This is a genomic window from Nonomuraea sp. K271 (assembly GCF_009908215.1).
GTDB classification, from domain to species: Bacteria; Actinomycetota; Actinomycetes; order Streptosporangiales; family Streptosporangiaceae; genus Nonomuraea; species Nonomuraea longispora.
Genome location: NZ_JAAAHR010000027.1, coordinates 54,377 through 76,098, shown reverse-complemented (window position 1 = coordinate 76,098; position 21,722 = coordinate 54,377). Strand labels below are relative to the sequence as shown.

Sequence of the window (21,722 nt, the reverse complement as noted above, 5' to 3'; positions counted from 1 at the left end):
AGCTCGAGGAGGAGGAGTTGGCGGCCGATCCCGTCGTGGCCGCCGCGTGGGCGCACGCGCGGGCCACCACGCCGTTGCGCGCCGGTGAACACCTGGCGGTCAGCCGGCTGTGGATCTCGCCGCCGTATCGCGAGCACTCGCCGCTGTCGGAGGTGATGCGGGGGCGGATGATCGCCACCTGTCTGCGGGCCGAGCGCATGGCATGGTCATATATCGCGCTACGGCATCCGGACCAGGCATGGGCGGAGCATCTACGGCAGTACGGGATGCGTACCCTCTCCGAGAGGCTGGGCGAAGACGGCTACACCCTGTTCGTTCATGACTGGCGCGCGGTGCCGGCGCAGGCCTGGCTGGAGCGCATGAACCACCCGTCCGGCGGCCCGAGCGCCGCCACGGCGGAACTGGAGGTGTTGTCGCAGGCGCAGTTCGTCGAGGCGGTGCGCAAGGCGTTGCGCCGGCTGTCGCGGCCGGACGCGCTGGCCGCCTCCCCGCTGACGCGCACCAGGCTGGTCGCCGAGCGGGCCGGGCAGGATCCTGCCGCGGCGCTGGGCGACGTGCTCCGGCAGGCGATCGATGACTTGCGTGAGGATCCGCGTGCGGTCAAGTTCCACCGGGCGCTGTCCGTCACGTTCCTCCGCGGGACTCCTACCCAGGCGCTGGCCGCGGAACGGCTCGGGCTGCCGTTCACCACCTACCGCCGCCATCTGGCCGCGGGCGTCGAACGCGTCTGCGCCTGCCTGTGGCGGCGGGAACTGTACGGCGCCGGCGCGCCGGCGTACCCGTCCACCTGATCCGCCGCATCGTGGTCACACCCGGTCAGCCGGCGAGTGCGAAGGCGGCCGCCGCCTCCGCGTGCAGCCGAGCGCTCGGCAGCACCGGGATGGCGCCGTCCTTCTCGCCTACCAGCAGTTCGATCTCCGTGCAGCCGAGGATGACGGCTTCGGCCCCGTCGTCCGCGAGATCATCGATGATCCGGGCGTACGCGTCCCTGGACGATTCCCGGAGCACGCCGCGCACCAGTTCGTCGAAGATCACGCGGTGGACCAGTTCGCGCTGCTCACGCCGCGGGACGACCACGTCGAGGCCGTGAGCGGCCAGCCGGTCGCGGTAGAAGGGCTGCTCCATGGTGAACCGGGTGCCCAGCAGGCCGACCCTGCGCATGCCCCTGGCGCGGATCTCGGCGCCCAGCGCGTCGGTGATGTGCAGCACGGGCACGCTCACGGCCCGCTCCACGTCGTCGCCCACCCGGCTGAAGGTGTTGCTGCAGATGAGCAGGAGGTCGGCGCCGAGATCCGCCAGTTTCCCGCCGGCACCGGTCAGCAACGTGCTCACCTCGTCCCAGCGGCCGGCGAAGATGAGGTCCTCGACGGTCGTATAGTCGACCGACCAGATGAGGCTGTTGGCGGAATGGCTGCCGCCGAGTCGCTCGCGTACCCGCTGGTTGATGATCTGGTAGTAGATCACCGTCGATTCCCAGCTCAACCCGCCAATGAGACCGATAGTGCGCATGAAACCTCGTTTCGCCTGCTCATTCTGAAGGCCAGAAAAATGGATTGCCGGATGATGCCCACGTCCGCGCCGCGACGGTCAGGCGCCGGCCAGCGCGCGGGCGCACGCACCGAGCCCGATCTCGCTGGAGGCCTTGACGAGCACCACGTCTCCCGGTTCGAGCAGCGCGGTGGCCAGGCTGAGGGCTTCGGCCACGTCCTCGACGGTGTGGACCGCCATCTCCGGGTTCGACGACTCCGCCGCCTGAGCCATCGCGAGCGGATCCCCTGCTCCGACCGCGATCAGCACGTCGAAGTGGAGGTCGGCGACGAGCCGGCCCATCTCGGCGTGCCGGGCGCGCGAGGCCTCCGCCTGCTGCCCCATCGCGCCGAGCACGGCGACGGTACGACGTGCGCCCGCCAGGGCCTTCACCGCCCGCAACCCGGCCCGCATGGAGTCGGGGCTGGCGTTGTAGGCGTCGTTGACGATGGTGACGCCGTCAGGTCGTTCGGCGATTTCCAACCGGCCCGCTGAGCGCCGCCGTGCGGCGCTCAGCCCGCCGGCGATCTCGGCGGCGTCCAGGCCCAGCACGGTGGCGACGGCGGCGGCGGCCACGGCGTTGCTCACCTGGTGCTCACCTATGAGGTCGAGCTCGACCGGGGCGCGGCCGGAGGGCGTCACCAGCTCGAACGCGGTCCGCGCCCCGTCGGTCATCCGCACGTTCCCCGCTCGCACCTGTGCCTCCGCCGACCGGCCGTACCACAGGATTTGCGCCCTGGTACGGCCGGCCATCCCCCTGACGTACGGGTCGTCGGCGTTGAGCAGCGCGAACCCGTCCGCCGGGAGCGCCTCGACCAGCTCGCCCTTGGCCTCGGCCACGTCGGCGGGCCCGGCTCCCATGCGCTCCACGTGTGCGGTGCCGACGTTGAGCACCAGCCCGACCCGCGGCGGTGCGATCCCGGTCAGATACGTCAGGTCGCCCTTCCTGCCCGCGCCCATCTCCAGCACCAGGTACCGGGTGGTGGCATCGGCGCGCAGCACGGTGAGCGGCAGCCCGAGCTCGTTGTTGAACGACCTGTCGGTGGCGACCGTCGCGGCGTGCCGTTCGAGCACCTGGGCGAGCAGGTCCTTGGTGGTGGTCTTGCCCACGGAGCCGGTCAGGCCGATCACGACCGGGCTGATGTGTTCGAGCAGGTGCCTGGCCAGCAGGCCGAGCGCGATCTGCACGTCCTCGACCACGAGGGCGGGCACACCGACGGGCCTAGAGGCCAGCACGGCGACGGCGCCGCCCGCTATGGCGCCGGGCGCGTATTCGTGACCGTCGACGTTGGCGCCGGCCGCCGCGGCGAACAGGCCGCCGGGCAGCACCTCGCGGGAGTCGACCGCCGAGGGCGCCGTCACCGTCGCCTGCGGGTCGCGGACGTCGTGGAGGCTCCCGCCGACGACCCGCGCGATCTCGTTCAGCGTCATGGGGATCATGGGCGGCTCCTGGCGAACGCCAGGTCGATGAGGCGGTGCAGCAGGTCCGGGTACGGGACGTCGCTGGCGGCCCAGGCCCTGGCGTAGACGGAACGGGAGGTGAAACCGGGCATGGTGTTGATCTCCAGCACGTACAGGCGCCCCGTGTCCTCCTCGTAGAGGAAGTCGACACGGGACAGGCCGTAGCCGCCGATCGCCCGGAACGCGCGCAGGGCCAGCTCGCGTACGTCCTCGGCCACGCGTTCCGGCAGCGCGGCAGGGATGGTGGCGATCTCGGCCCCGCTGAGGTATTTCGCCTCGTAGTCGAGCCAGTCGCCGGGCACGATGAGCTCGCCGGGCACCGATGCGTCCGGCGAGTCATGGCCGCCGAGCACGCCGCAGATGATCTCGCGCGCCGTCACGCCCTGCTCGACGACGACCATCCGGTCGTAGGTCAGCGCCAGGTCCACGCCCGCGCGCAGCTCCTCCATGGAGGTGACACGCGAGATGCCGATGGAGGAGCCCATGCCGGCCGGTTTGACGTACATCGGCCAGTCGAGCGACTTCACCAGACCCAGGGGGTCGGTGGTGCCGCGCCACTCATGCTCGGTGAACCACACATGGGGAGTGACCGGAATGTCCTCCGCCACGAACGCGCGCCGCATCGCGACCTTGTCCATGCCCACGGCCGAGGCCAGCACGCCGCAGCCCACGTACGGGATGCCCAGCGTCTCCAGGAATCCCTGGACGACGCCGTCCTCCCCGAACGGCCCGTGCAGCACGGGGAAGACCACGTCCGCCAGATCGGGTCGCGGCTCCACCGGCCATCTGCCCTGCCGGTCGATGATGACGGCGACGGGCTCGTACAGATCTTTGGGCAGAGCGTCGAGCACGGCCTGCGCCGACTGCAGCGACACCTCATGCTCGGCCGACGGTCCGCCCGCCAGCACGGCCACGCGCACGCGTTCACTCACGATCGATCAGCCTTTCCCACGGCAGGACCAGCCCGCCGAGTGTCGGCTCTTCGCGTGACCGGTTACCAGGCCATTCGGTGTCCGCTTTGCTGCCGATCGGGGGGTGACGGGCCGGTTCGACACACTCGCCCGTCCGTCAGAGCCGTGTGCCTGCCTGCCCTCCGTGGCTGAGATGTTGTCTGCGGGCTTGCGAGGGCGGCTCTGGTGCCGGGTTGTCCTGGAGTGGGCGCTAGGCGCTCAGCGGCATGATGAACCGTTCAGAGGGCCGTGAATTCGTCAATCCGGCCCGGTGTGACGGACCGTGCCTCTAACATGACGTTCCCTGCAAGATCCGCGCGTCGAGAGCTCCGCCGGATGCGGTCGTTGCCCGATTGTTCAGTGCCGAGGTGTTTCGCCACCGAAAGTAGTACTACACTGTGTAGAGCTTCGCCTTGGTGTGACTGCTCCCCCGGGAGTAGTACGAAGTCAACCCAGGGCGGACGCGCTCGCCACCCGTCGGCAGGCATGCTCACAGGGTTCGCACGTCCGAGGCGGGCGACGGGAAGACACAACGCAAGCCTGGAGGAAACCGATGCGCCTGCGTCACGATGACGGAACGCTCGTTCACCTCGCCTACAACGCAGGCGTCCACCCCGCTGAGGACCTGGAGAACCTGATCGCCCATCTGACCCGCTACGCCGTGCCCGTGCGCAAGCGGCTGGGGGTCGAGCGCATGGGCATCGGGCTGTGGTTGTCGCCGGCCGTCGCCGACCACCTGACGGCCGACCGCATCGAGCTCGTACGCCTGCGACGCTCCCTGGAGGAGCGCGGCCTCGAGGTCGTCAGCCTCAACGGCACGGGGGGACGCAACCAGGACGTGCCCGGCCCCGACTGGGCCAAGCCCGAGCGCTACCGCTACACGATGGCCCTGGCCAAGATCCTGGCGTTCCTGCTTCCCGACGACGTACGGTTCGGGAGCATTTCCACCATACCGATCGGTTGGCGCCGCGACTGGCCCGCCGACCTGCACTCCATCGCCACCCGCCGGCTCGAACGACTGGCGCGCGAGCTGCGCGGCATCTACAGCGTGACCGGCAAGACGATCAGGGTCGGGTTCGAGCCGTGGCCCGGGTGCGTGCTTGAGACGACCGAGCAGGCGCTGGAGCGGGTGTGCGGCATCGACTCCGAGCACCTGGGCGTGTGCCTGGACGCCTGCCACCTGGCTGGCGGAGCGGAGGAGGCGGGCGTGGCGCTCAAGGGGCTGGCGGAGGCCGGCGCGCCGGTGGTCAAGCTGGGGCACGTACACAGCCACACGGGGGAGACGCCGAGCAGCACGGGCGCCGTGTTGCACGACACGCTGACGGCGATGTTGTCGGGGGCGGTCAGCGGGAGTGCGCACATCGAGGTGGAGACGCACAACCTGATGGTGCCTGGGCGGGCCAAGGGGCCGGGGGCGCTGGTGTCGCTGCTCGCCGACGAGCTGGCCTGGGCCCGTACGAACCTGACCAGCCTGGGCCTGCAGCTCGCCGCCTAGCGCCCGCCCGGACGCGGCTCGGCGTTCCTCGACGTCGTCCCCGAGCGGCGGAGGGCCTACGACGCCCGGCGCGGGCGGGCACGGCGTCGCGGGCGGCGGCCCTGACGCGCTCGGCGGGTGCGCGGAGGTCGCCGTTTGGGTACCCGCTGCCGGCTCCAGCAGTGCGTCCTCGCCCGCGGCATCGTGCTGGAAGCGCGCGGATCGCCCGGTCCGCCGGTCAGAGGGAGCCGAACCAGCCCGGGGTGTCCAGGCGCCAGAGGCCGTCCGGGGTGAGCCTGCGCAGGTCGGCTTCGAGGGCGTGCAGCCGGTCCTCACCGAGTTCGTCCGCCCAGCGGGCGCGCAGGTCGTCGAAGATGCGGGCCGAGCGGGTCAGCGCGTCCATACCGTACGGCGTGAGCCGGGTGATCTTGCGCCGGGTGTCGTGCGAGTCGGTGGTGCGTTCGACGTAGCCAAGGCGTTCGAGGGTGTCGATGGTCTTGCCCGCGGCCTGTTTGGAGACGCCGAGCATGCGGCCCAGTTCGACGGCGGTGGTGCCGCGCGGGCCGATCGCCTGCATGACGAACCCGTGCATGGGCCGCAGGTCCGGGTGACCTTGGCGGGCCAGCTCGTCGTGCAGCTCGTCGATCAGCACCCTGAAGGCGAGCAGCAGGCGGAGCGGAAGTTCGAAGCCGGGGGCGTCACTTGACATGTTAGACAACCTGATTGACTATATGGACAACTTGGTTGCCTATCTTAGGAGGTTGAGGGCGTGACTGTCATTCGTGACGCCGAGGCGCGGCGGACGCGGACCCCTGCCGGGGTCATGACGACATTCGCCTCGCCGTCGCAGGGAGGGGCCTCGCGGGCGATGTGGCGCGTGGACGTCGAGCCGGGCACGTGCGGGCCCGTACACGACTTCGACAGCGAGCAGGTGTGGAACTGGACGGCCGGAGCTGCCGTGGTCGAACTGGGCGGTGACCGGTTCGAGGTCGCGGCGGGCGACACCGTCGTCATGCCCCCGCGCACGGTGCGGCGCGTGCTCGCCGACCCCGGCAGCGGCTACACCGCCGTCGTCACCGCCCCGGCTGGTGCCAGGGCTCTCGCCGAGGACGGCGCCGACTACGGCGTTCCGCCGTGGATCGTCTGAGGAGGGTGATCACTATGGCCGTTGTCCAGTCCACTGGTTCCCGCAGGATCGAGACGCCCAACGGCGTCATGACCACACTTGCCTCACCGTCGCAGGGAGGGGCTGAGCAGGCCGTGTGGCGGGTGGAGGCCCGTCCCGGCATGGCGGGGCCGGTGCACGCGTTCGACGCCGAGCTGGTGTGGACCTGGCTCGACGGCGCGGCCGTCGTCGATCTCGGTGACGAGCGGTACGAGGTCGGCCCCGGGGACACCATGGTGTTGCCCGCCGACGTGAGCAGGCAGATGTTCGCCGACGCCGAGCGAGGGTTCGTCTCCATCGTCGCGGCGCCTTCTGGGGCCCGCGTCTACAACCCTGGCGGCGTGTCAGAACCGGACGCCTGCGACCTGGCACCCGAGGGCACGGAACGTACCGTCCCACCCTGGGCCCGCTGACAACCTCGCCCAGCGGCACCTCGCACCCGTCGTGCCGGTCAGGCGGCGCGTGGTGCCTTGACGCCGTTCCGCCAGGCGGCCGTCGCTCGGACAGCGGCCCGTCGCGCTTCGTGCCCTGCTGAAGCGGTGAGCCAGGAGGCGGGTGTCTCCGGAAGCCGGGGGTCAGGAGTGGGGGAGGCGGTACGTGCCGTCGTCGAGGGGCTCGGCGAGGCCGTCGGCCACCAGCCCGTCCAGGGCGCGTTCGCGCTGCACCGCGTCGTCCCACACGGCGTCGAGCGCCGCCTTCGGGACCGGTCCGTGAGCTGACCGGAGCACGGCGAGAAGGCGGCCGCGGCACTGGCGGTCGGTGCCCGCGTACGTCTGGCCCTTTCGGGCGGGGCCGGAGTGTGGCGGCTTGCCGGCCAGCCGCCACGCGCACAGGTGGGTGATCGGGCAGTCGGCGCAGCGTGGCGCGCGGGCCGTGCAGACGAGGGCGCCGAGCTCCATCACCGCCACGCCCCAGCGGGGCGCGTCCAGCTCGGGCAGGAGTTCCTCCGCCAGCCGCCGCTCGGCCGCCGAGGTGGCCGTGGGCGGGTATTCCTCGGCGCGCACCGCCCGCGCGAACACCCTGCGCACGTTGGTGTCGAGCACGGGATGGCGGCCGCCGTAGGCGAAGCTGGCGACCGCGGCGGCGGTGTATTCGCCGATGCCGGGCAACGACAGCAGGGTCGCGTGGTCGGACGGCACCTCGCCGCCGTACTCCTCCGTGACGGCCCTGGCGCACGCGTGCAGCCGCAGCGCCCTGCGTGGATAGCCGAGCCGGCCCCAGTGGCGTACGGCCTCGCCCGGCTGCTCGGCGGCCAGCGCCTTGGGCGTGGGCCAGCGGGCCATCCATTCGTGCCAGACGGGCAGGACGCGGGTGACCGGGGTCTGCTGGAGCATGATCTCGCTGACCAGCACACCCCACGGTGTGGCGTCGGCGGCACGCCACGGGAGGTCCCGGGCGTTGTCGGCGTACCAGTCGAGAACGGGGGCGTGTAGGAGGTTCGGCTCAACCACGCGGTCAAGCGTATGCCGAGTTCGCGGCCTTCGGCGTGTCGTCACTCTTCGTGGCTGGACAATTACCATGCTGAGCGTGGTGACTCCTCCGCTCCCTGAAGGGAGAGGCTTCTTGCCGAGTCGTTGGCACGGCCTGGCGAAGGGCGAGCCCTCACACACTGCTCGAGCGCGGCGGCCCGCTCGCTGGTGGGGCGCAACGGGGACGTGAGCGAGCGACCTGCGCACACACGCTTTCCGACTCTCACGACCGGCAAGGCAACGACCACAGGAACCGACCAGATCGGAAGGGAGGGAGCGCGGGGTCCTCCACCTGGTGAAGCAGGTGGGGAGCACCGCGCGAACCCGATGGACCCGGATTCGATGCGCGGCGACGGCGGTGACGTCTACTGGCGGCGTCGGATGAGCGTGCTGGTGGCGGTTCTCGTCGTGGTGGCCGTGGTGGCGTGGGCGTGCTCCAGCGGCGGCAGCGGACCGGGCCGTACGTCGAGCGCGCAGTCGTCACCGAGCCCCACGCCCAGCGCGGACCCGCTGCTCGCCGGGCTGCGTACGCTCGCCCTCGGCACGGCCAGCCCGTCGCCGACGCCGACGGCCACCACCACACCGACCCCCACCGCCGAGCAGAAACAGCCAGGACAGCCCTGCGCCGAGGAAGACCTGGTGCTGAGCCTCCAGAGCGGTAAGGAGCAGATCTACGCCGGCGACGCCCGGCCCACCTTCCTGGTCACGCTGGTCAACACCGGGCCCGTGATGTGCACGGCCGACGTGGGGCCGCGGGCCATGGAGATCCGCATCACCTCGGGGGCGGACCGCATCTGGTCGAACGCCGACTGCGTGAGCGGATCGGGTACGGAGGTCGAGGAGCTCCAGCGGGGAGTGCCCCACGTGAGGTCAGTGGAATGGGACCGCCGCCGCTCCAGCGCAGACTGCCAGGCCACCTCGGCGGCCGCTCTGCCGGGCACGTACGTGGCCACCGCGCGCATGGGCGAACTCCGCAGCGGCAAGGGCGTCTTCCACCTGCGTTAGTGCTGTGACCGGAAAGGTTCGCCTGGTTGGGGCAGGGACTGTCCGTCGACCGACTGCCACCAGCACCGCTGAGCGCGGCAATACGCAACCAGGCTCTTCCCTGCCGCCCTGCCCGGAGACTCCACTCTGGTGCACCGGCCGGGGAGAACTCGACGGCCTCCCTCGCCAGACCTCATGAAGGTGGGAAAGCAGGCGATCGGACTGACCGAGCCTGCAGACGTTCCCGGTCACAGGGCCGGCCGCGGAACTCCACACGCTTCCGGCCGGCACTCAGACATAACGTTCGAGGATGGAGGACTCGGCGAGGCGCGACAGGCCCTCACGTACGCTGCGCGCCCGCGACTCTCCGACGCCGCCCACCGCCTGCAGGTCGTCGATGCTGGCGGCGAGCAGCTTCTGCAGCCCGCCGAAGTGGTTGACCAAACGGTCGACCACGGTGGCGGGCAGGCGGGGCACCTTGGCGAGCAGCCGGAACCCCCTGGGGCTCACCGGGGTCTCGAGCATGTCGGTGCCGTTGTGGCCGAGCACCTGGGCGACCACCGCGAGGTCGAGCAGTTCGTTGCCGGACAACTTGTCGAGGTCGTGCAGAGCCTCGACCAGGCGGCGCTGGCGGCGGCCGGCGGGCGCGGGGAGATAGTCGCGGATGACCAGCTCCCGCTCGGAGTCGACCCCGGCGACGAGCTCGTCGAGTTGCAGGGACAGCAGCCGGCCGTCGGTGCCCAGCTCGACGACGTAGCCCTTGATCTCGTCGGAGATGCGCCTGACCATTTCGAGGCGCTGGGCGACGGCGGCCACGTCACGGACCGTGACCAGGTCTTCGATCTCCAGGGCCGACAGGGTGCCGGAGACCTCGTCGAGACGGTGTTTGTAACGTTCGAGCGTGGCAAGAGCCTGGTTGGCCTTCGACAGGATCGCCGCCGACTCCTCCAGGACATAGCGGATGCCGTCGAGGTAGAGGGCGATGATGCGCATCGACTTGCTGATGGCGATGATCGGCAGGCCGGTCTGCCGGGCGACGCGCTGGGCGGTGCGGTGGCGGGTGCCGGACTCGTCGGTGGGGATGGCGGGGTCGGGCACGAGGTGCACGGCAGCGCGCACGATCTTGTGGTCGCCGCTCAGGACGATGGCGCCGTCCATCTTGGCCAGTTCGCGCAGCCGGGTGGCCGAGAAGTCGACGTCGAGCTCGAACCCGCCGCTGCAGACCTCTTCGACGACCCGGTTGTAGCCGAGCACAATCAGCCCGCCGGTCTGCCCGCGCAGGATGCGCTCCAGGCCGTCGCGCAGCGGAGTGCCCGGGGCCACAGCTGCCAGGGCTTCGCGACGACGGTCGTCAAGACTCCTATCCACCTGACCCCCGTGTCGATCGGTCACGCCCAGCTTAGCCTCGCTTATGTGACGTGTGTGAGTGCGTCCCAGACGTTCTCCGCCTGGACGACCTCGAAACCGGGGGCGAACGCCACCGGCCCCACGGGCACCAGAGCACGCTGCCCGTTACGGCGACGGCCGCCCTCTTCGAGGGATCCGGCGGGCACGAGGGCGCGCTTGAAACCCATCCTGGCCGCCTCGGACAGCCGCCTGCGGACGTCTTTGACCGGACGCAGCTCGCCCGCCAGGCCCACCTCGCCGAGCGCCACCAGACCGGCGGGCAGCGGCTTGTCTCCCGCGGCGCTGGCGACGGCCAGCATGACCGACAGGTCGATGGCGGGATCGGCCAGCTTGATGCCGCCCACGGTGGCGGTGAACACGTCGCACCCGCCCAGCCGGGCGTTGAGCCGGCGCTCCAGCACGGCGAGGATCATCTGCACGCGGTAGGTGTCGAGCCCCGACGACGTGCGCCTGGGCTGCTGGGCGTCGGTGCGGGCCACCAGGGCCTGAACCTCGGCGGGCAGCGGGCGGGTGCCCTCGACCGTGACGGTGACGCAGGTGCCGGGCACCGGCTCGCTGCGCCGCGAGACGAACAGGCCGCTCGGGTCGGTGATGCCCTCGATGCCCCGCTCGTGCAGGTCGAAGCAGCCGACCTCGTCGGTGGGGCCGAACCGGTTTTTGATCGCGCGCACCATGCGGAGCCTGGAATGGCGGTCGCCCTCGAAGTTGAGCACGACGTCGACCAGGTGCTCGAGCGTGCGCGGGCCGGCGATCGAGCCTTCCTTGGTGACGTGGCCGACGAGCACGGTCGCCATGTTGCGCTCCTTGGCGAGGCGCACGAGGTTGGCCGCCACCTCGCGAACCTGCGTGACCCCGCCGGGCACGCCGGTGGCCTGGGCGGAGCCCACCGTCTGCACCGAGTCGACCACCAGCATGGTCGGCTGCACCTTGTCCACGTGGGTGACCAGGGCCGACAGCTCGGTCTCCGCGGCGAGGTAGAGGCGGTCCTGGATGGCGCCGATGCGGTCGGCGCGCAGGCGCACCTGGGCCGCCGACTCCTCACCCGTCACGTAGAGGACCGTCTCCCGCTCGGCGACGCGGGCCGCGGCCTCCAGCAGGAGCGTGGACTTGCCGATGCCCGGCTCACCCGCCAGCAGCACCACCGCGCCCGGCACGAGGCCGCCGCCGAGCACCCGGTCGAGCTCGGCGACGCCGGTGGTGCGGGCGGCCGCCACCTCGGCCTTGACCTGGCCGATCGGCAGGGCGGGGGCGGTGGTGGCGCCGGCCTGGACGACGTTGACGCCCCGCGCGCCCTCCTCGTCGACCGTGCCCCACGCCTGGCACTCGCCGCACCGGCCGACCCACTTCGTGGTGCGCCAGCCGCACTCGGCGCAGCGGTATCCAGGTTTCGGGGCAGTCTTGGCCATGCGGAGCAGGCTAGCGGCAGGCACCGACAATCTTCGAGCCCCGCCCCGGGCGTCACACCGTCACCTCGCGGAACACCGTGGCCTGCGGCCCCATGACGGCGGTCTCGGCAGGCGGCTCGTATCCCGGCACCACCGACAGGTCGTAGCCCCGCCCGAAGACCCGGACCCGTGTCGTCTCGCCGGCCCGCACCACGAGGGTGACCTCCAGCGGCCCGGAGGGCGCATGATAGGTGAACCCGTTTCCGGTACGCAGCTCTCTCCCGTCCACCACGAGCGGCCCCAGACGTGACTCGACGCTGAGCCCGACGAGGGGTGTGCCTGCCGGGGTGAGCCGGAGGGTCAGAGTACGCCTGCCCGCGGCGCTCTCGTCCTTGAGCACGTCGAGGGCGGGCGCGCGGAGAACGGCGGCCTTGGGGGCCGGCTCGGTCGCCCATCCGTCCTGGCCGAACCACCGCTTCCCGTCGTTGCCCGCCTCATCGGTGAGCCTGCCCCAGACGGCCTGCCCGCTGCCTTCGTCCATGGCGTAGGCCAGCCGGACCTGCCGCGGGTGCTCGGCGTCGAACCGGTCCACCGCCAGCCCGGCCACGATCAGCCCCACCGCGGTGACGGCCGCCGCCACAGGCAGGCCGCGTACGCGTACGCGATCGATGAGCGGCAGCAACAGCAGCAGCATGAGCGCGAAGTGCGGCGCCGCGAGCACCCCGCCGAACTGCAGCCCGATGTCCAGCGAGCCCACCGCGGTGCCCCCCAGCAGCATGACGGCGGGGGTCGACCCCAGGGTCAGCGCCAGCACCTGCCGCCCGTCGCCGCGCACCCGCCGCGCCACCAGCCACCCCGCCGCCGCGAACAGCGCCGGCCAGGTCAGCGTGTGCGAGCCGCCGGGTGACAGCACGGCGAACAGCACGCCGAGCAGCGCCACCAGCAGCACCGACGAGGCTCCGTGCACGGCGAACCGGCGGACGGCCAGCACGAGGGCGAGTGTGACCACCAGCAGCCCCGCTTGATAGAGCCACGGCCGGTAAGGGTCGCCGGCCAGCATGCCGGCGTATTCGGGCCTGATGAGCTGGAGCAGCGGCCACAGGCCGTAACCGGCTGCGGCGGTGACAGCCACCAGCACGAACGCGAGCCCGGCCGCCGCGAAGGTGCGCGGCACGGACGCCGTCTTGTGGTCGGGCGTGTGCGGCGCAGACGCCGTCCCATGTTCGGGCTTGTGCGACGTGGACGCCGTTCCGTCCCTGGACGGTGGGCGGGAGCCGGTGCGTCGGCGCAGCACCCGGACCAGCACGCCCGCCAGCACCAGCGCGGCGCCCGCGACGACCGGCTCCAGCCAGGCCGGATAGCGGACCAGCAGCCCCGGGACGGTGAAGTAGACCAGCTCGTCGCCGGACTTCATCGAGGCCAGGTCGGTCACCGCCAAGGCGCGTGTGAGGGCCAGCGAGTTGGCGCCCATCTGCTGCAACGATCCCTGGTCGAGGTGCGCGGGGTCGTCGAGGGGCGAGTGGTAGTAGGCCCCGCCTCCGACGAACGCCGAGTCGATCCCCAGCCAGCCCGCCCGGCCGAAGGCGTGGAAGTCGGTGTTGTTCGGCAACACGCTCATGACCGCGGCGAACGCCGAGTCGGCCGACGGGTGCGGCGCGACGGAGCCGTACAGAGACATGAGCGGCGCGGCACCCGGCGAGGTGCGGAACGTCTGCACGGTGCCGCGGTTGCCGCGCGCCTCGTTGTTGAGCACCACCACGGTGCCCTCGCCGGGGAAGCCCTTCCTGGTGAAAGCCTCCGCGCCGAGCAGACCGTCCTCCTCGCCGTCGGTGAGCAGGAAGACCACGTCGTTCCTCGCCTTGTCAGGAAGAGCCCTGGCGACCTCGAGGATCGTGGCCACGCCCGCGCCGTCGTCGGAGGCGCCGGGGCTCGCGGCCACCGAATCGTAGTGGGCGGCGAGGACCACCTTGCCCGTCGGGTCGGTGCCTGGCCGGGTGGCGACGATGGTGCGCATCCGGCCCATGGGGACGGCGTCGTCGTAGTCGTCGAGGGGCAGGACGCCGACGCCTTCCTGCACGCGCACGTCCAGGCCGAGCTCACGCAGCTCGGCGATCAGATGGTCACGCACGCGGGCGTGCTCGGCGGACCCGACCGGATGCGGCGCCCTGGCGATGATCTGGAGGTGCTCGTGCGCCCTGACGGCGCTGAAGGATCCTGCGGGCGCGTCGGCGGCGAGCGGCGCGGGGGGCGCGAGGTCGACGAGCGTGACCGCGAGCAGCGCCGCGAGCGCGAGCAGTCCGAGCAGAGCGTGGCGGGCCATGCGGCAACGGTAGGCTCGACGGCCCGCCCAGCGAATCAACCCGTGGGACGATCTCGCACGTCAGCCGAAGGGTTTACACCAGGCCCGCCTCCGCGACCCACGTCGGGCTCCGCGGCTTACGTCGGGCTCCTCCGTGCCTTTGAGGGCGCGCAGATAGGCGTGGGGGGACCCGGCAGCAGAACGGGCACAGGGCTTGGTGATCATGGCAGCCTCATCCGCCGAGCACGGACCACCCACCGCTGGGACGAACGCCCGAACCGCTGCCCATGACCTCTACGACGGGAACTCCCAGAGGTGGACCGAGTCGTTGTGAGCACTACTGATGATCACCGGGCGGCTGTCAAGATCGGCCACCCGCAGTCCGAACACCTCGCTGCCGTGCCCCTGGAGCGGCCGGTCCAGCAGCCGGCGCTCGGCCAGGTCCCACACGCAGATGGTACCGTCCATCGCGCCGGTGGCGGCGAACGCACGACCGTACACGGTTCCCGCGGTCAAGCACCTGATTTCGCCCCCGGGCACGGTGAAGGGTTCGCCCCAACCGCTGGATTCGGGGTCTCCCAGCACGATGCTCTGCCCGCCCGCTGCGACCACCCACATACGACCGTCGACCGAGGCCAGGGCGAACTCGGTGGGCTTCTCCTCGAGGTCGTCGAATTCGACGAGGTGCCGCTCTTCCTCGATGCCCCACACCAGCACGCCACCATCCCGGCCGCCGGCCACCACGACCGGCCGGCCTGCCAGCAGTCCCGCCGCGGCGGCGCTACTGGCGCCCGACCGGCATTCCAGCTCCTCGATGTCCACGAGAGAGTCATAAGGCGAGGGCTGCTCCGGCTCTGTCACCGAATCGTCCTGGTCGTCAAGGTCGCCATCGCCGTCACCCCAGTCCTCCGGCTCGGCACCGGACGGGTCCCACAACTGCACGCCCCAAGTTCCGACGAATCCCACGAGCAGTATCGAGCGATCACCGAAATCGGCCCTGACCACCGAGCCCGTGCCGCCCTCCTGTGCGCTCAGCCGAACCTTGCCTGTCTCCAGATCCCACATGGCGAAGCCTTGGTGGTCACCTCCGCCGCCGATCACGATCCGGCCGTCCACCACCGCAGCACCGATCGCAGTGAGGTCCGTGAGCGGGAAGCGCTCGTCCACGATGTCGAGCTCGTGATGTGTCCAGCGGTCGCTGGCCGGATCCCAGGTGCACGCACGCCGGTCTTGCCCGGGGCTGCCGACGAGGATCAACTTGCCGTCGAGAGTGACGAGATCGAAGTCCACGATCTCGTGGCACGACGGAGGCAGGCTGGAGATCAAGGGAGAGTGAACGGTCATGGCGAACATCCTGGCAACCTCCTCTGACAATCGGCTCGCCAACCGTCTTCTGCTCAGCACACCGATCCGGACGGCGGCCAGCCGCCTATCCGCGCGACCCCTTAGTCGGCTTTCGTGGTCTCGTCGCGCCTTCGTGGTCTCGTTGGTCGTCCGCGGGTCTCGTCGGGCCTCTGTTGGTCTCGTCGATCGTCCGGGGGTCACATCGGTCGTCTGGGGTCACGTCGGTCGTCCGTGGCCTCAAGTCAGGCCCAGCTCCGCGACCAGCATGCGCTTCGGCTTGGCTCCCACGATCTGCTTGACCGGCTCGCCGTTCTCGAACAACAGCATCGTCGGCACCGCCATCACGCCGTACCGAGCCATGATCTCGGGGTGCGCGTCGGTGTCGAGCTTGCCGATCGTCAGGCCGTGCTCGGCCTCGATCTGCTCGAGTACGGGGCCCACCATCCGGCACGGCCCGCACCACTCGGCCCAGAACTCCACCAGCACCGGCTTGTCGTTCCTGAGCACCTGCTCCTCGTAGTTGTCAGTGGTCAATGTGATCATCTTCATCCCCTTACGAAACAACCCGGACAGGACTGCGCGAGCTGGGCGGCCACCTCGGCACGGCGGGCGAGCAGGGCGCGGATCTCCTCGTCGATCTCCTTGAGCTTGCGCTCGTAGACCTCGACCGACTCGGCGCACGCGCCGCCCGAGCTGTGCCCGCGACGCAGGCAGTCGAGGAACGGCCGGGTGTCCTCCAGCGTGAAGCCCACGCTGAGCAGCGCCCTGATCTCGGAGACCAGCCTGACGTCCTCCTCGCCGTATTCGCGGTAGCCGTTGGCCGCGCGGCGGGCGCTGAGCAGGCCGTGCTGCTCGTAGTAGCGGAGCGAGCGCGGGCTCACCCCTGTGCGTTCCGCCAGCTCTCCGATGCGCATACAACCACGGTAAACGTTGACACCGACGTCAAGGTCAAGCCCTAGAAGTGGCGCCAGCGAAGTACGTTCGGATAGGGGATCTCCAGGCCGGGAATCTCGGCGACGGCATGCTCGGCCACGCCGGGAGCGAACTCGATGCGCAGCACCGCCTCCAGGTCCGCCCGCCGCTCGAAGGCCATCCTGAGGTCGAGCGGCCGCCGTTGCCAGCCGTGACGGACCCAGAACGCCTCGACGTCGCGGGGCGAGTAGGTGGGTACGGTGTGCGAGAACCAGCGGCCGAACGACCCCCGCGTCGCGTCGAGGTCGAGCACGAAGGCCGCGCCGCCACGACGTACGACCCTGGACAGCTCGCGCAGGCCGGGCTCGCAGCCGGGGCCGAAGAAGTACGCCCAGCGCGCCATCGCCACGTCCACGCTCGCGTCGGGCAGCGGCAGGTCCTGTGCGGCGGCGGCGTGCACGGTCACGTTGGCGAGGCCGGCGCAGCGGCGGCGGGCCAGGGCGGCCAGGTCCCCGTGCGGCTCGACGCCGATGACGCGGGACGCCGACGCGGCCAGGACCGGCAGGTGGTAGCCGGTGCCGCAGCCGATGTCGAGCACGGTCGCGGCGTCCCAGGGGCGCAGCTCCCGCATCGCCGCGTCGGCCGCGCCCTCGGGGTCGACGGCGCGGTTCTCGAGCTCGTAGATCTGCGGCGCGTTCCAGATGTTCGGGCTGGGGATCGCACCGTTCGCTATCCGTGCCATGGCTCCAACGCTAGGCGCTGCGCGCCCCGCGGCGCCCCTGGTTGCGCCTGCGTGACGGTTGTGGGCCGCTCGACACAGGCTCGTCACGTGGGCTCGCGCGCCAGATCGGCGTGACCCGCTTAGGCTGGCAACGTGGCTGATGTCATCCGCGTGCCCAATGCGAAGATCGCATTGTCCACTGCTTCGGTATATCCGGAACGCACTCCAGACGCGTTCGAGCTGGCCGCGCGCCTGGGCTATGACGGCGTCGAGGTCATGGTCGGCGCCGACCCCGTGAGCCAGGACATCGACGTGATCGAGCGGCTCTCCGACCACTACGAGCTGCCCGTCCTGGCCATCCACGCCCCCTGCCTGCTGGTCACCCAGCGGGTGTGGGGTCGCGACCCCTGGGCGAAACTGGTCAAGGCGCAGAAGGCGGCCGAACGCCTGGGCGCCTCGACGGTCGTGGTCCATCCGCCGTTCCGCTGGCAGCGCGACTACGCGCGCGACTTCGAGAACGGCCTGGCGAGGATGCGCGACGAGACCGACGTCGTCTTCGCTGTGGAGAACATGTTCCCGCTGCGAGCCAGGGGCAACGACGTGGTCCCCTACTCCCCCGACTGGAATCCGATCGACTACGCCTTCCCTCAGATCACGCTCGACCTGTCGCACACGGCCGTGTCGGGCTCCGACGCCATGGAGATGGCCGTCAAGCTGGGCGACCGGCTGGCCCACCTGCACCTGGCCGACGGCCTCGGGGTGACCAACAAGGACGAGCACCTGGTGCCGGGCCGGGGCAACCAGCCGTGCGCGCAGGTCCTGGAGCGTCTGGCGGGCAACGGCTACTCGGGCCTCGTCGTGCTCGAGATCAACACCCGCAAGGCGGCAAGCCGCACCGAGCGCATCGACGACCTCGCCGAGGCGCTGGCCTTCGCCCGCCTGCACCTGGCGGCGTCCACGTGAGCAACGGGCCGATCAAGGATCTGGGCAGGGTGTTCGACCGGGTGGCCGACGCGTACGACGCGGGCAGGCCCTGCTATCCCGACGAGCTCTACCGCGCGCTCACCGAGGTGTCCGGCGTCGACCTCGACGGCGCCACCGCGGTCGACGTGGGCGCGGGCACCGGCATCATGACGCGGGCGCTGAGGTCGCGCGGGACACAGGTCATCGCGGTCGACCCGGGCGCCGAGATGCTGGCCAGGCTGGTGTCGCGGAGCCGTGAGGAGGAGGGCGTGCCCGTCACGGCCCTGCTGGCCGACGGCAACACCCTGCCGCTGGCCGAAGGCGTCGCCGACCTGGTGATCTACGCCCAGTCGTGGCACTGGCTCGACCCGGTTGCCTCGATCGCCGAGGCGAGGCGCGTGCTGCGGCCGGAAGGCACGATCGCGGGCTGCTGGAACTTCGCGCACGCCGCGCAGGCGGAATGGCTGGCCGCGTACGAAGCCCGGCTGGCGGAGGAGGTGCCCTCCTACTGGGGGCCGGCGGTCGAGCGGTGGTCGGCGCCACCCATCGCCTCGGCCTTCGAGGTGGTCGAGGAGCGGTGGATCCCGTGGACCAGGCTGGTCGGCATCGAGGACTTCCTGCTCGGCCTGCGTTCCCATTCCTACATGGCGGCGTTGTCGCCGCGGCGGGCCGACGAGCTGGTGGAGCGGCAGCGGGCCGAGCTGCGCGAGGTCTTCCCCGAGGGCGTGCTGTCCGTGCCGATGCGGGTCTACCTGGCGGTGGGCCGGTGACGCGGGGGAAGGTTTGAAGCGGGGGAGGGCCTCGGAGGAGAAGACGGTCAGGCGCCGGCCCGGGCGCAGGCCGGGCTCCGCCGACACGCGGGGCGAGATCCTGGCGGCGGCCAGGAAGGTGTTCGCGGAGAAGGGCTTCGACAAGGCGACCGTACGCGGCATCGCCAGGGAGGCGGGGGTCGACCCGGCCCTGGTGCATCACTATTTCGACACCAAGGAAGGCATGTTCGCGGCGGCCATGCAGCTGCCGATCACGCCGGAGGTGGTCGTCCCCCTGCTGCTCGCCGGCCCGCGCGAGGAGCTCGGCGAGCGCCTCGTCAGGATGCTCCTGGAGGTGACCGCCACGCCGGAGACCCGCGAGCCGATGGTGGCGCTCATCCGCTCGGCCATGACCAACGACCGGGTGCGGGTGATGTTCCGTGAGTTCATCTCGAACGCGCTGCTCCACCAGGTGGCCGACCGTCTCCAGGTGCCGCATCTGCGGATCGAGGCGGCCTTCGCCCAGATGTTCGGCGTGATCATGGGGCGCTATGTGATCGGGCTGGAGCCGCTGGCGAGCGCGAGTCATGACGAGCTGGTCGAGTTGCTGGCGCCGACGATCCAGAGGTACTTCACAGGGTAGAGCATTGTTCTGTCAGCGGCGGTGACCATAGGGTATGTCGCGTACCACGGCAATGTTACCCGTGGGTAGGATCGCAGTGGAGGGCTGCGAGGCGAGTGACCGTACGCTGACAGCCAACGTCGTCTGTGGGAGGACCCCGTGCTCTGGGTAGCCATCATCGGGCTTGTCATGACCGTCCTGGCGGTGGCCGTCGCCGGCCGCAGGGTGCTGTTCCTGTACAAGCTCGCGACCGTGGGGCCACCTGCGCCCGAGCGCGTCGAGTACGCCAGGACGCACGTGGCCGACGAGATCAAGGCGCAGCTCGTCGAGGTGTTCGGTCAGCGCAAGCTGCTCAAGTGGACCGCGTCGGGCGTCGCCCACTTCTTCGTCATGTGGGCGTTCTTCATCCTGCTGACCGTCTACATCGAGGCGTACGGCGCGATCATCCAGGGGGCGATCACCGGCACGCCCGACTTCCACATCCCGCTCATCGGCACGTGGGGCGCGCTCGGCTTCCTGCAGGACTTCATCGCGGTGGCCTGCCTGCTCGGCCTGGTCGCCTTCGCGGCCATCAGGATCAAGAACTCCCCGAAGGCGCTCGGCCGCCGGTCCCGTTTCTCCGGGTCCCACCTGGGCGGCGCGTGGCTCGTCCTGTTCATGATCTTCAACATCATCTGGACGCTCTTCCTGGCCCGCGGCGCGGCCGCCGCCAACGGCAACTTCCCCTACTCCTCGGGGGCGTTCGTCTCGCTCGCGCTCGGCGACGTGCTGCCGCGCAGCACGCTGCTGGAGGAGATCGGCCTTCTCCTGCACATCGGCTTCATGCTGGTGTTCCTGGTCATCGTGGTGAACTCCAAGCATTTGCACATCTTCACCGCGCCGCTCAACGTGCTCTTCTCCCGGCGTCCCGACGCCATGGGCGCGGCGGTCGAGATGCGCGTCGACGGCAAGCCGGTCGACTTCGAGGACGAGGACCTCGACCCCGAGCGGCTCGGCCGCGGCAAGATCGCCGACACCACGTGGAAGGGTTTCCTCGACTTCTACTCCTGTACGGAGTGCGGCCGCTGCCAGTCGCAGTGCCCCGCCTGGAACACCGACAAGCCGCTGTCGCCGAAGATGCTCATCCTCGACCAGCGCGACCACGCCTTCGCGGCGGCCCCCTACCTGATGGCCGCCGAGGCCGAGCAGCAGCACAAGGACACCGACGTGCTGGCGCTGCTGGAGAAGCCGCTGGTGGGCGAGGAGGGTGTGATCCACCCCGACGTGATCTGGTCGTGCACCAACTGCGGCGCCTGCGTCGAGCAGTGCCCCGTGGACATCGAGCACATCGACCACATCCTCGACATGCGCCGCTACCAGGTGATGGTCGAGTCGTCGTTCCCGTCCGAGGCGGGGGTGATGGTGAAGAACCTGGAGAACAAGGGCAACCCGTGGGGCATGTCCGAGATGAAGCGGGCCGACTGGATCGAGGAGCTCGACTTCGAGGTCGAGGTGGTAGAGGACACGATGCCCGCCGACGCCGAATACCTGTTCTGGGTGGGCTGCGCGGGCGCGCTCGAGGACCGCGCCAAGAAGACCACCAAGGCCGTGGCGGAGCTGCTGCACATCGCGGGCGTGAAATTCGCGGTGCTCGGCCCGATGGAGGCGTGCACCGGCGACCCGGCCCGGCGCCTCGGCATGGAATATCTGTTCAACATGCTCGCCCAGCAGAACATCGAGACGCTCAACGACGCGGGTGTGAAGAAGATCGTGGCGACCTGTCCCCACTGCTTCAACACCCTGGCCAACGAATATCCGCAACTGGGCGGCACGTACGAGGTCGTGCACCACACGCAGCTGCTGGCGAAGCTGGTGGACGAGGGCCTGCTCACCCCCGTCACGCCCATCGAGGAGAAGATCACTTACCACGACCCGTGCTTCCTCGGCCGCCACAACAAGGTCTATTCACAACCCCGCGACATCATGGCGAAGGTGCCGGGCGTCAAGACGCAGGAGATGCACCGCCACAAGGACCGCGGCTTCTGCTGCGGCGCCGGCGGCGCCCGCATGTGGATGGAGGAGCGGATCGGCAAGCGCATCAACACCGAGCGCGTCGACGAGGCTCTGACCACCGATCCTGACACCGTCTCGACCGCGTGCCCGTTCTGCATGGTGATGCTCGGCGACGCCATCAGCGAGAAGAAGAACAGTGGTGAAGCCAAGGAATCGCTCGAAGTCGTGGACGTCGCCCAGCTGTTGATCAAATCGGTCAAGGGCGCTTCCTGACCACCCCAAGTCGGACTCCTCCACA

At 70.4% G+C, this 21,722-nt stretch carries 20 protein-coding genes and 1 pseudogene; 9 read left to right on the top strand and 12 right to left on the bottom strand.

Annotation, left to right across the window (positions count from 1 at the left end; all coding sequences use genetic code 11):
* A pseudogene (locus GUY59_RS12790) lies at positions 1–791 on the top strand (hypothetical protein); the annotation flags it as partial.
* A 25-nt stretch (positions 792–816) separates the two neighbouring features.
* On the opposite strand, the gene GUY59_RS12785 reads toward GUY59_RS12790, so the two are convergent.
* The 3 genes from GUY59_RS12785 to GUY59_RS12775 form a co-directional block, all read right to left on the bottom strand.
* On the bottom strand, positions 817–1,509 hold the full coding sequence (locus GUY59_RS12785) for an aspartate/glutamate racemase family protein (protein ID WP_138200824.1): 693 nt from the start codon (positions 1,507–1,509) through the stop codon (positions 817–819).
* 78 nt (positions 1,510–1,587) lie between these two features.
* Positions 1,588–2,967 carry a UDP-N-acetylmuramoyl-tripeptide--D-alanyl-D-alanine ligase gene (locus GUY59_RS12780; RefSeq protein WP_132332011.1) on the bottom strand — a complete coding sequence of 460 codons (1,380 nt, stop codon included), beginning with the start codon at positions 2,965–2,967 and terminating at the stop codon, positions 1,588–1,590.
* Entirely contained in the window at positions 2,964–3,920 is a 957-nt protein-coding gene (locus tag GUY59_RS12775) for a D-alanine--D-alanine ligase family protein (protein ID WP_138200825.1), read from the bottom strand. The genes GUY59_RS12780 and GUY59_RS12775 overlap by 4 nt, the downstream gene beginning before the upstream one ends.
* A 571-nt stretch (positions 3,921–4,491) precedes the next feature.
* On the opposite strand from GUY59_RS12775, the gene GUY59_RS12770 reads away from it, so the two are divergent.
* Entirely contained in the window at positions 4,492–5,433 is a 942-nt protein-coding gene (locus GUY59_RS12770; protein WP_132332007.1) for a TIM barrel protein, read from the top strand.
* A gap of 217 nt (positions 5,434–5,650) precedes the next feature.
* Here the strand turns inward: GUY59_RS12770 and GUY59_RS12765 are convergent, their stop codons facing one another.
* Positions 5,651–6,121 (bottom strand): MarR family winged helix-turn-helix transcriptional regulator, encoded by a 471-nt coding sequence (locus GUY59_RS12765; protein WP_132332005.1) that lies wholly within the window; start codon positions 6,119–6,121, stop codon positions 5,651–5,653.
* Positions 6,122–6,181: 60 nt separating this feature from the next.
* Here GUY59_RS12765 and GUY59_RS12760 point away from each other — a divergent pair, with 60 nt between their 5' ends.
* Positions 6,182–6,559, top strand: a complete 378-nt coding sequence (locus GUY59_RS12760; protein WP_138200826.1) for a cupin domain-containing protein — start codon at positions 6,182–6,184, stop codon at positions 6,557–6,559.
* Between the two features lie 14 nt (positions 6,560–6,573).
* The gene (locus GUY59_RS12755; RefSeq protein ID WP_138200827.1) at positions 6,574–6,990 is read left to right on the top strand and encodes a cupin domain-containing protein; all 417 of its coding nucleotides are present in this window, start codon (positions 6,574–6,576) and stop codon (positions 6,988–6,990) included.
* Between the two features lie 162 nt (positions 6,991–7,152).
* On the opposite strand, the gene GUY59_RS12750 is transcribed toward GUY59_RS12755, so the two are convergent.
* Complete coding sequence (locus tag GUY59_RS12750; protein ID WP_138200828.1) at positions 7,153–8,028, bottom strand: A/G-specific adenine glycosylase; 876 nt, start codon at positions 8,026–8,028, stop codon at positions 7,153–7,155.
* Positions 8,029–8,388: 360 nt separating this feature from the next.
* On the opposite strand from GUY59_RS12750, the gene GUY59_RS12745 reads away from it, so the two are divergent.
* Positions 8,389–9,051 carry a hypothetical protein gene (locus tag GUY59_RS12745; RefSeq protein WP_236667098.1) on the top strand — a complete coding sequence of 221 codons (663 nt, stop codon included), beginning with the start codon at positions 8,389–8,391 and terminating at the stop codon, positions 9,049–9,051.
* A 270-nt stretch (positions 9,052–9,321) separates the two neighbouring features.
* Here the strand turns inward: GUY59_RS12745 and disA are convergent, their stop codons facing one another.
* From disA to GUY59_RS12710, 7 genes are all read right to left on the bottom strand, one after another.
* Positions 9,322–10,398 (bottom strand): DNA integrity scanning diadenylate cyclase DisA, encoded by a 1,077-nt coding sequence (gene disA / locus GUY59_RS12740; RefSeq protein WP_138200830.1) that lies wholly within the window; start codon positions 10,396–10,398, stop codon positions 9,322–9,324.
* A gap of 41 nt (positions 10,399–10,439) precedes the next feature.
* Positions 10,440–11,843 carry a DNA repair protein RadA gene (radA, locus tag GUY59_RS12735; RefSeq protein ID WP_138200831.1) on the bottom strand — a complete coding sequence of 468 codons (1,404 nt, stop codon included), beginning with the start codon at positions 11,841–11,843 and terminating at the stop codon, positions 10,440–10,442.
* Positions 11,844–11,895: 52 nt separating this feature from the next.
* Positions 11,896–14,142 carry a M28 family peptidase gene (locus GUY59_RS12730; RefSeq protein WP_138200832.1) on the bottom strand — a complete coding sequence of 749 codons (2,247 nt, stop codon included), beginning with the start codon at positions 14,140–14,142 and terminating at the stop codon, positions 11,896–11,898.
* 273 nt (positions 14,143–14,415) lie between these two features.
* On the bottom strand, positions 14,416–15,474 hold the full coding sequence (locus GUY59_RS12725) for a WD40 repeat domain-containing protein (protein ID WP_138200833.1): 1,059 nt from the start codon (positions 15,472–15,474) through the stop codon (positions 14,416–14,418).
* 228 nt (positions 15,475–15,702) lie between these two features.
* The gene (gene trxA, locus GUY59_RS12720; protein ID WP_132639512.1) at positions 15,703–16,008 is read right to left on the bottom strand and encodes a thioredoxin; all 306 of its coding nucleotides are present in this window, start codon (positions 16,006–16,008) and stop codon (positions 15,703–15,705) included.
* A gap of 2 nt (positions 16,009–16,010) precedes the next feature.
* Positions 16,011–16,379, bottom strand: a complete 369-nt coding sequence (locus tag GUY59_RS12715; protein ID WP_138200834.1) for a MerR family transcriptional regulator — start codon at positions 16,377–16,379, stop codon at positions 16,011–16,013.
* A 41-nt stretch (positions 16,380–16,420) separates the two neighbouring features.
* Positions 16,421–17,119, bottom strand: a complete 699-nt coding sequence (locus tag GUY59_RS12710; protein ID WP_138200835.1) for a class I SAM-dependent methyltransferase — start codon at positions 17,117–17,119, stop codon at positions 16,421–16,423.
* 132 nt (positions 17,120–17,251) lie between these two features.
* Between GUY59_RS12710 and GUY59_RS12705 the strand changes: the two genes are divergently transcribed.
* The 4 genes from GUY59_RS12705 to GUY59_RS12690 all read left to right on the top strand — a co-directional run bounded on the left by GUY59_RS12705 (position 17,252) and on the right by GUY59_RS12690 (position 21,697).
* Positions 17,252–18,061 carry a sugar phosphate isomerase/epimerase family protein gene (locus GUY59_RS12705; RefSeq protein WP_138200836.1) on the top strand — a complete coding sequence of 270 codons (810 nt, stop codon included), beginning with the start codon at positions 17,252–17,254 and terminating at the stop codon, positions 18,059–18,061.
* Positions 18,058–18,831: a class I SAM-dependent methyltransferase gene (locus GUY59_RS12700; RefSeq protein ID WP_252374927.1), complete on the top strand. Its 774-nt coding sequence runs from the start codon at positions 18,058–18,060 to the stop codon at positions 18,829–18,831. Before GUY59_RS12705 ends, GUY59_RS12700 begins: the two co-directional genes overlap by 4 nt.
* A gap of 13 nt (positions 18,832–18,844) precedes the next feature.
* Entirely contained in the window at positions 18,845–19,453 is a 609-nt protein-coding gene (locus GUY59_RS12695) for a TetR/AcrR family transcriptional regulator (RefSeq protein WP_138200837.1), read from the top strand.
* Between the two features lie 138 nt (positions 19,454–19,591).
* On the top strand, positions 19,592–21,697 hold the full coding sequence (locus GUY59_RS12690) for a (Fe-S)-binding protein (protein ID WP_138200838.1): 2,106 nt from the start codon (positions 19,592–19,594) through the stop codon (positions 21,695–21,697).
* The last annotated feature ends 25 nt before the right edge of the window (positions 21,698–21,722 follow it).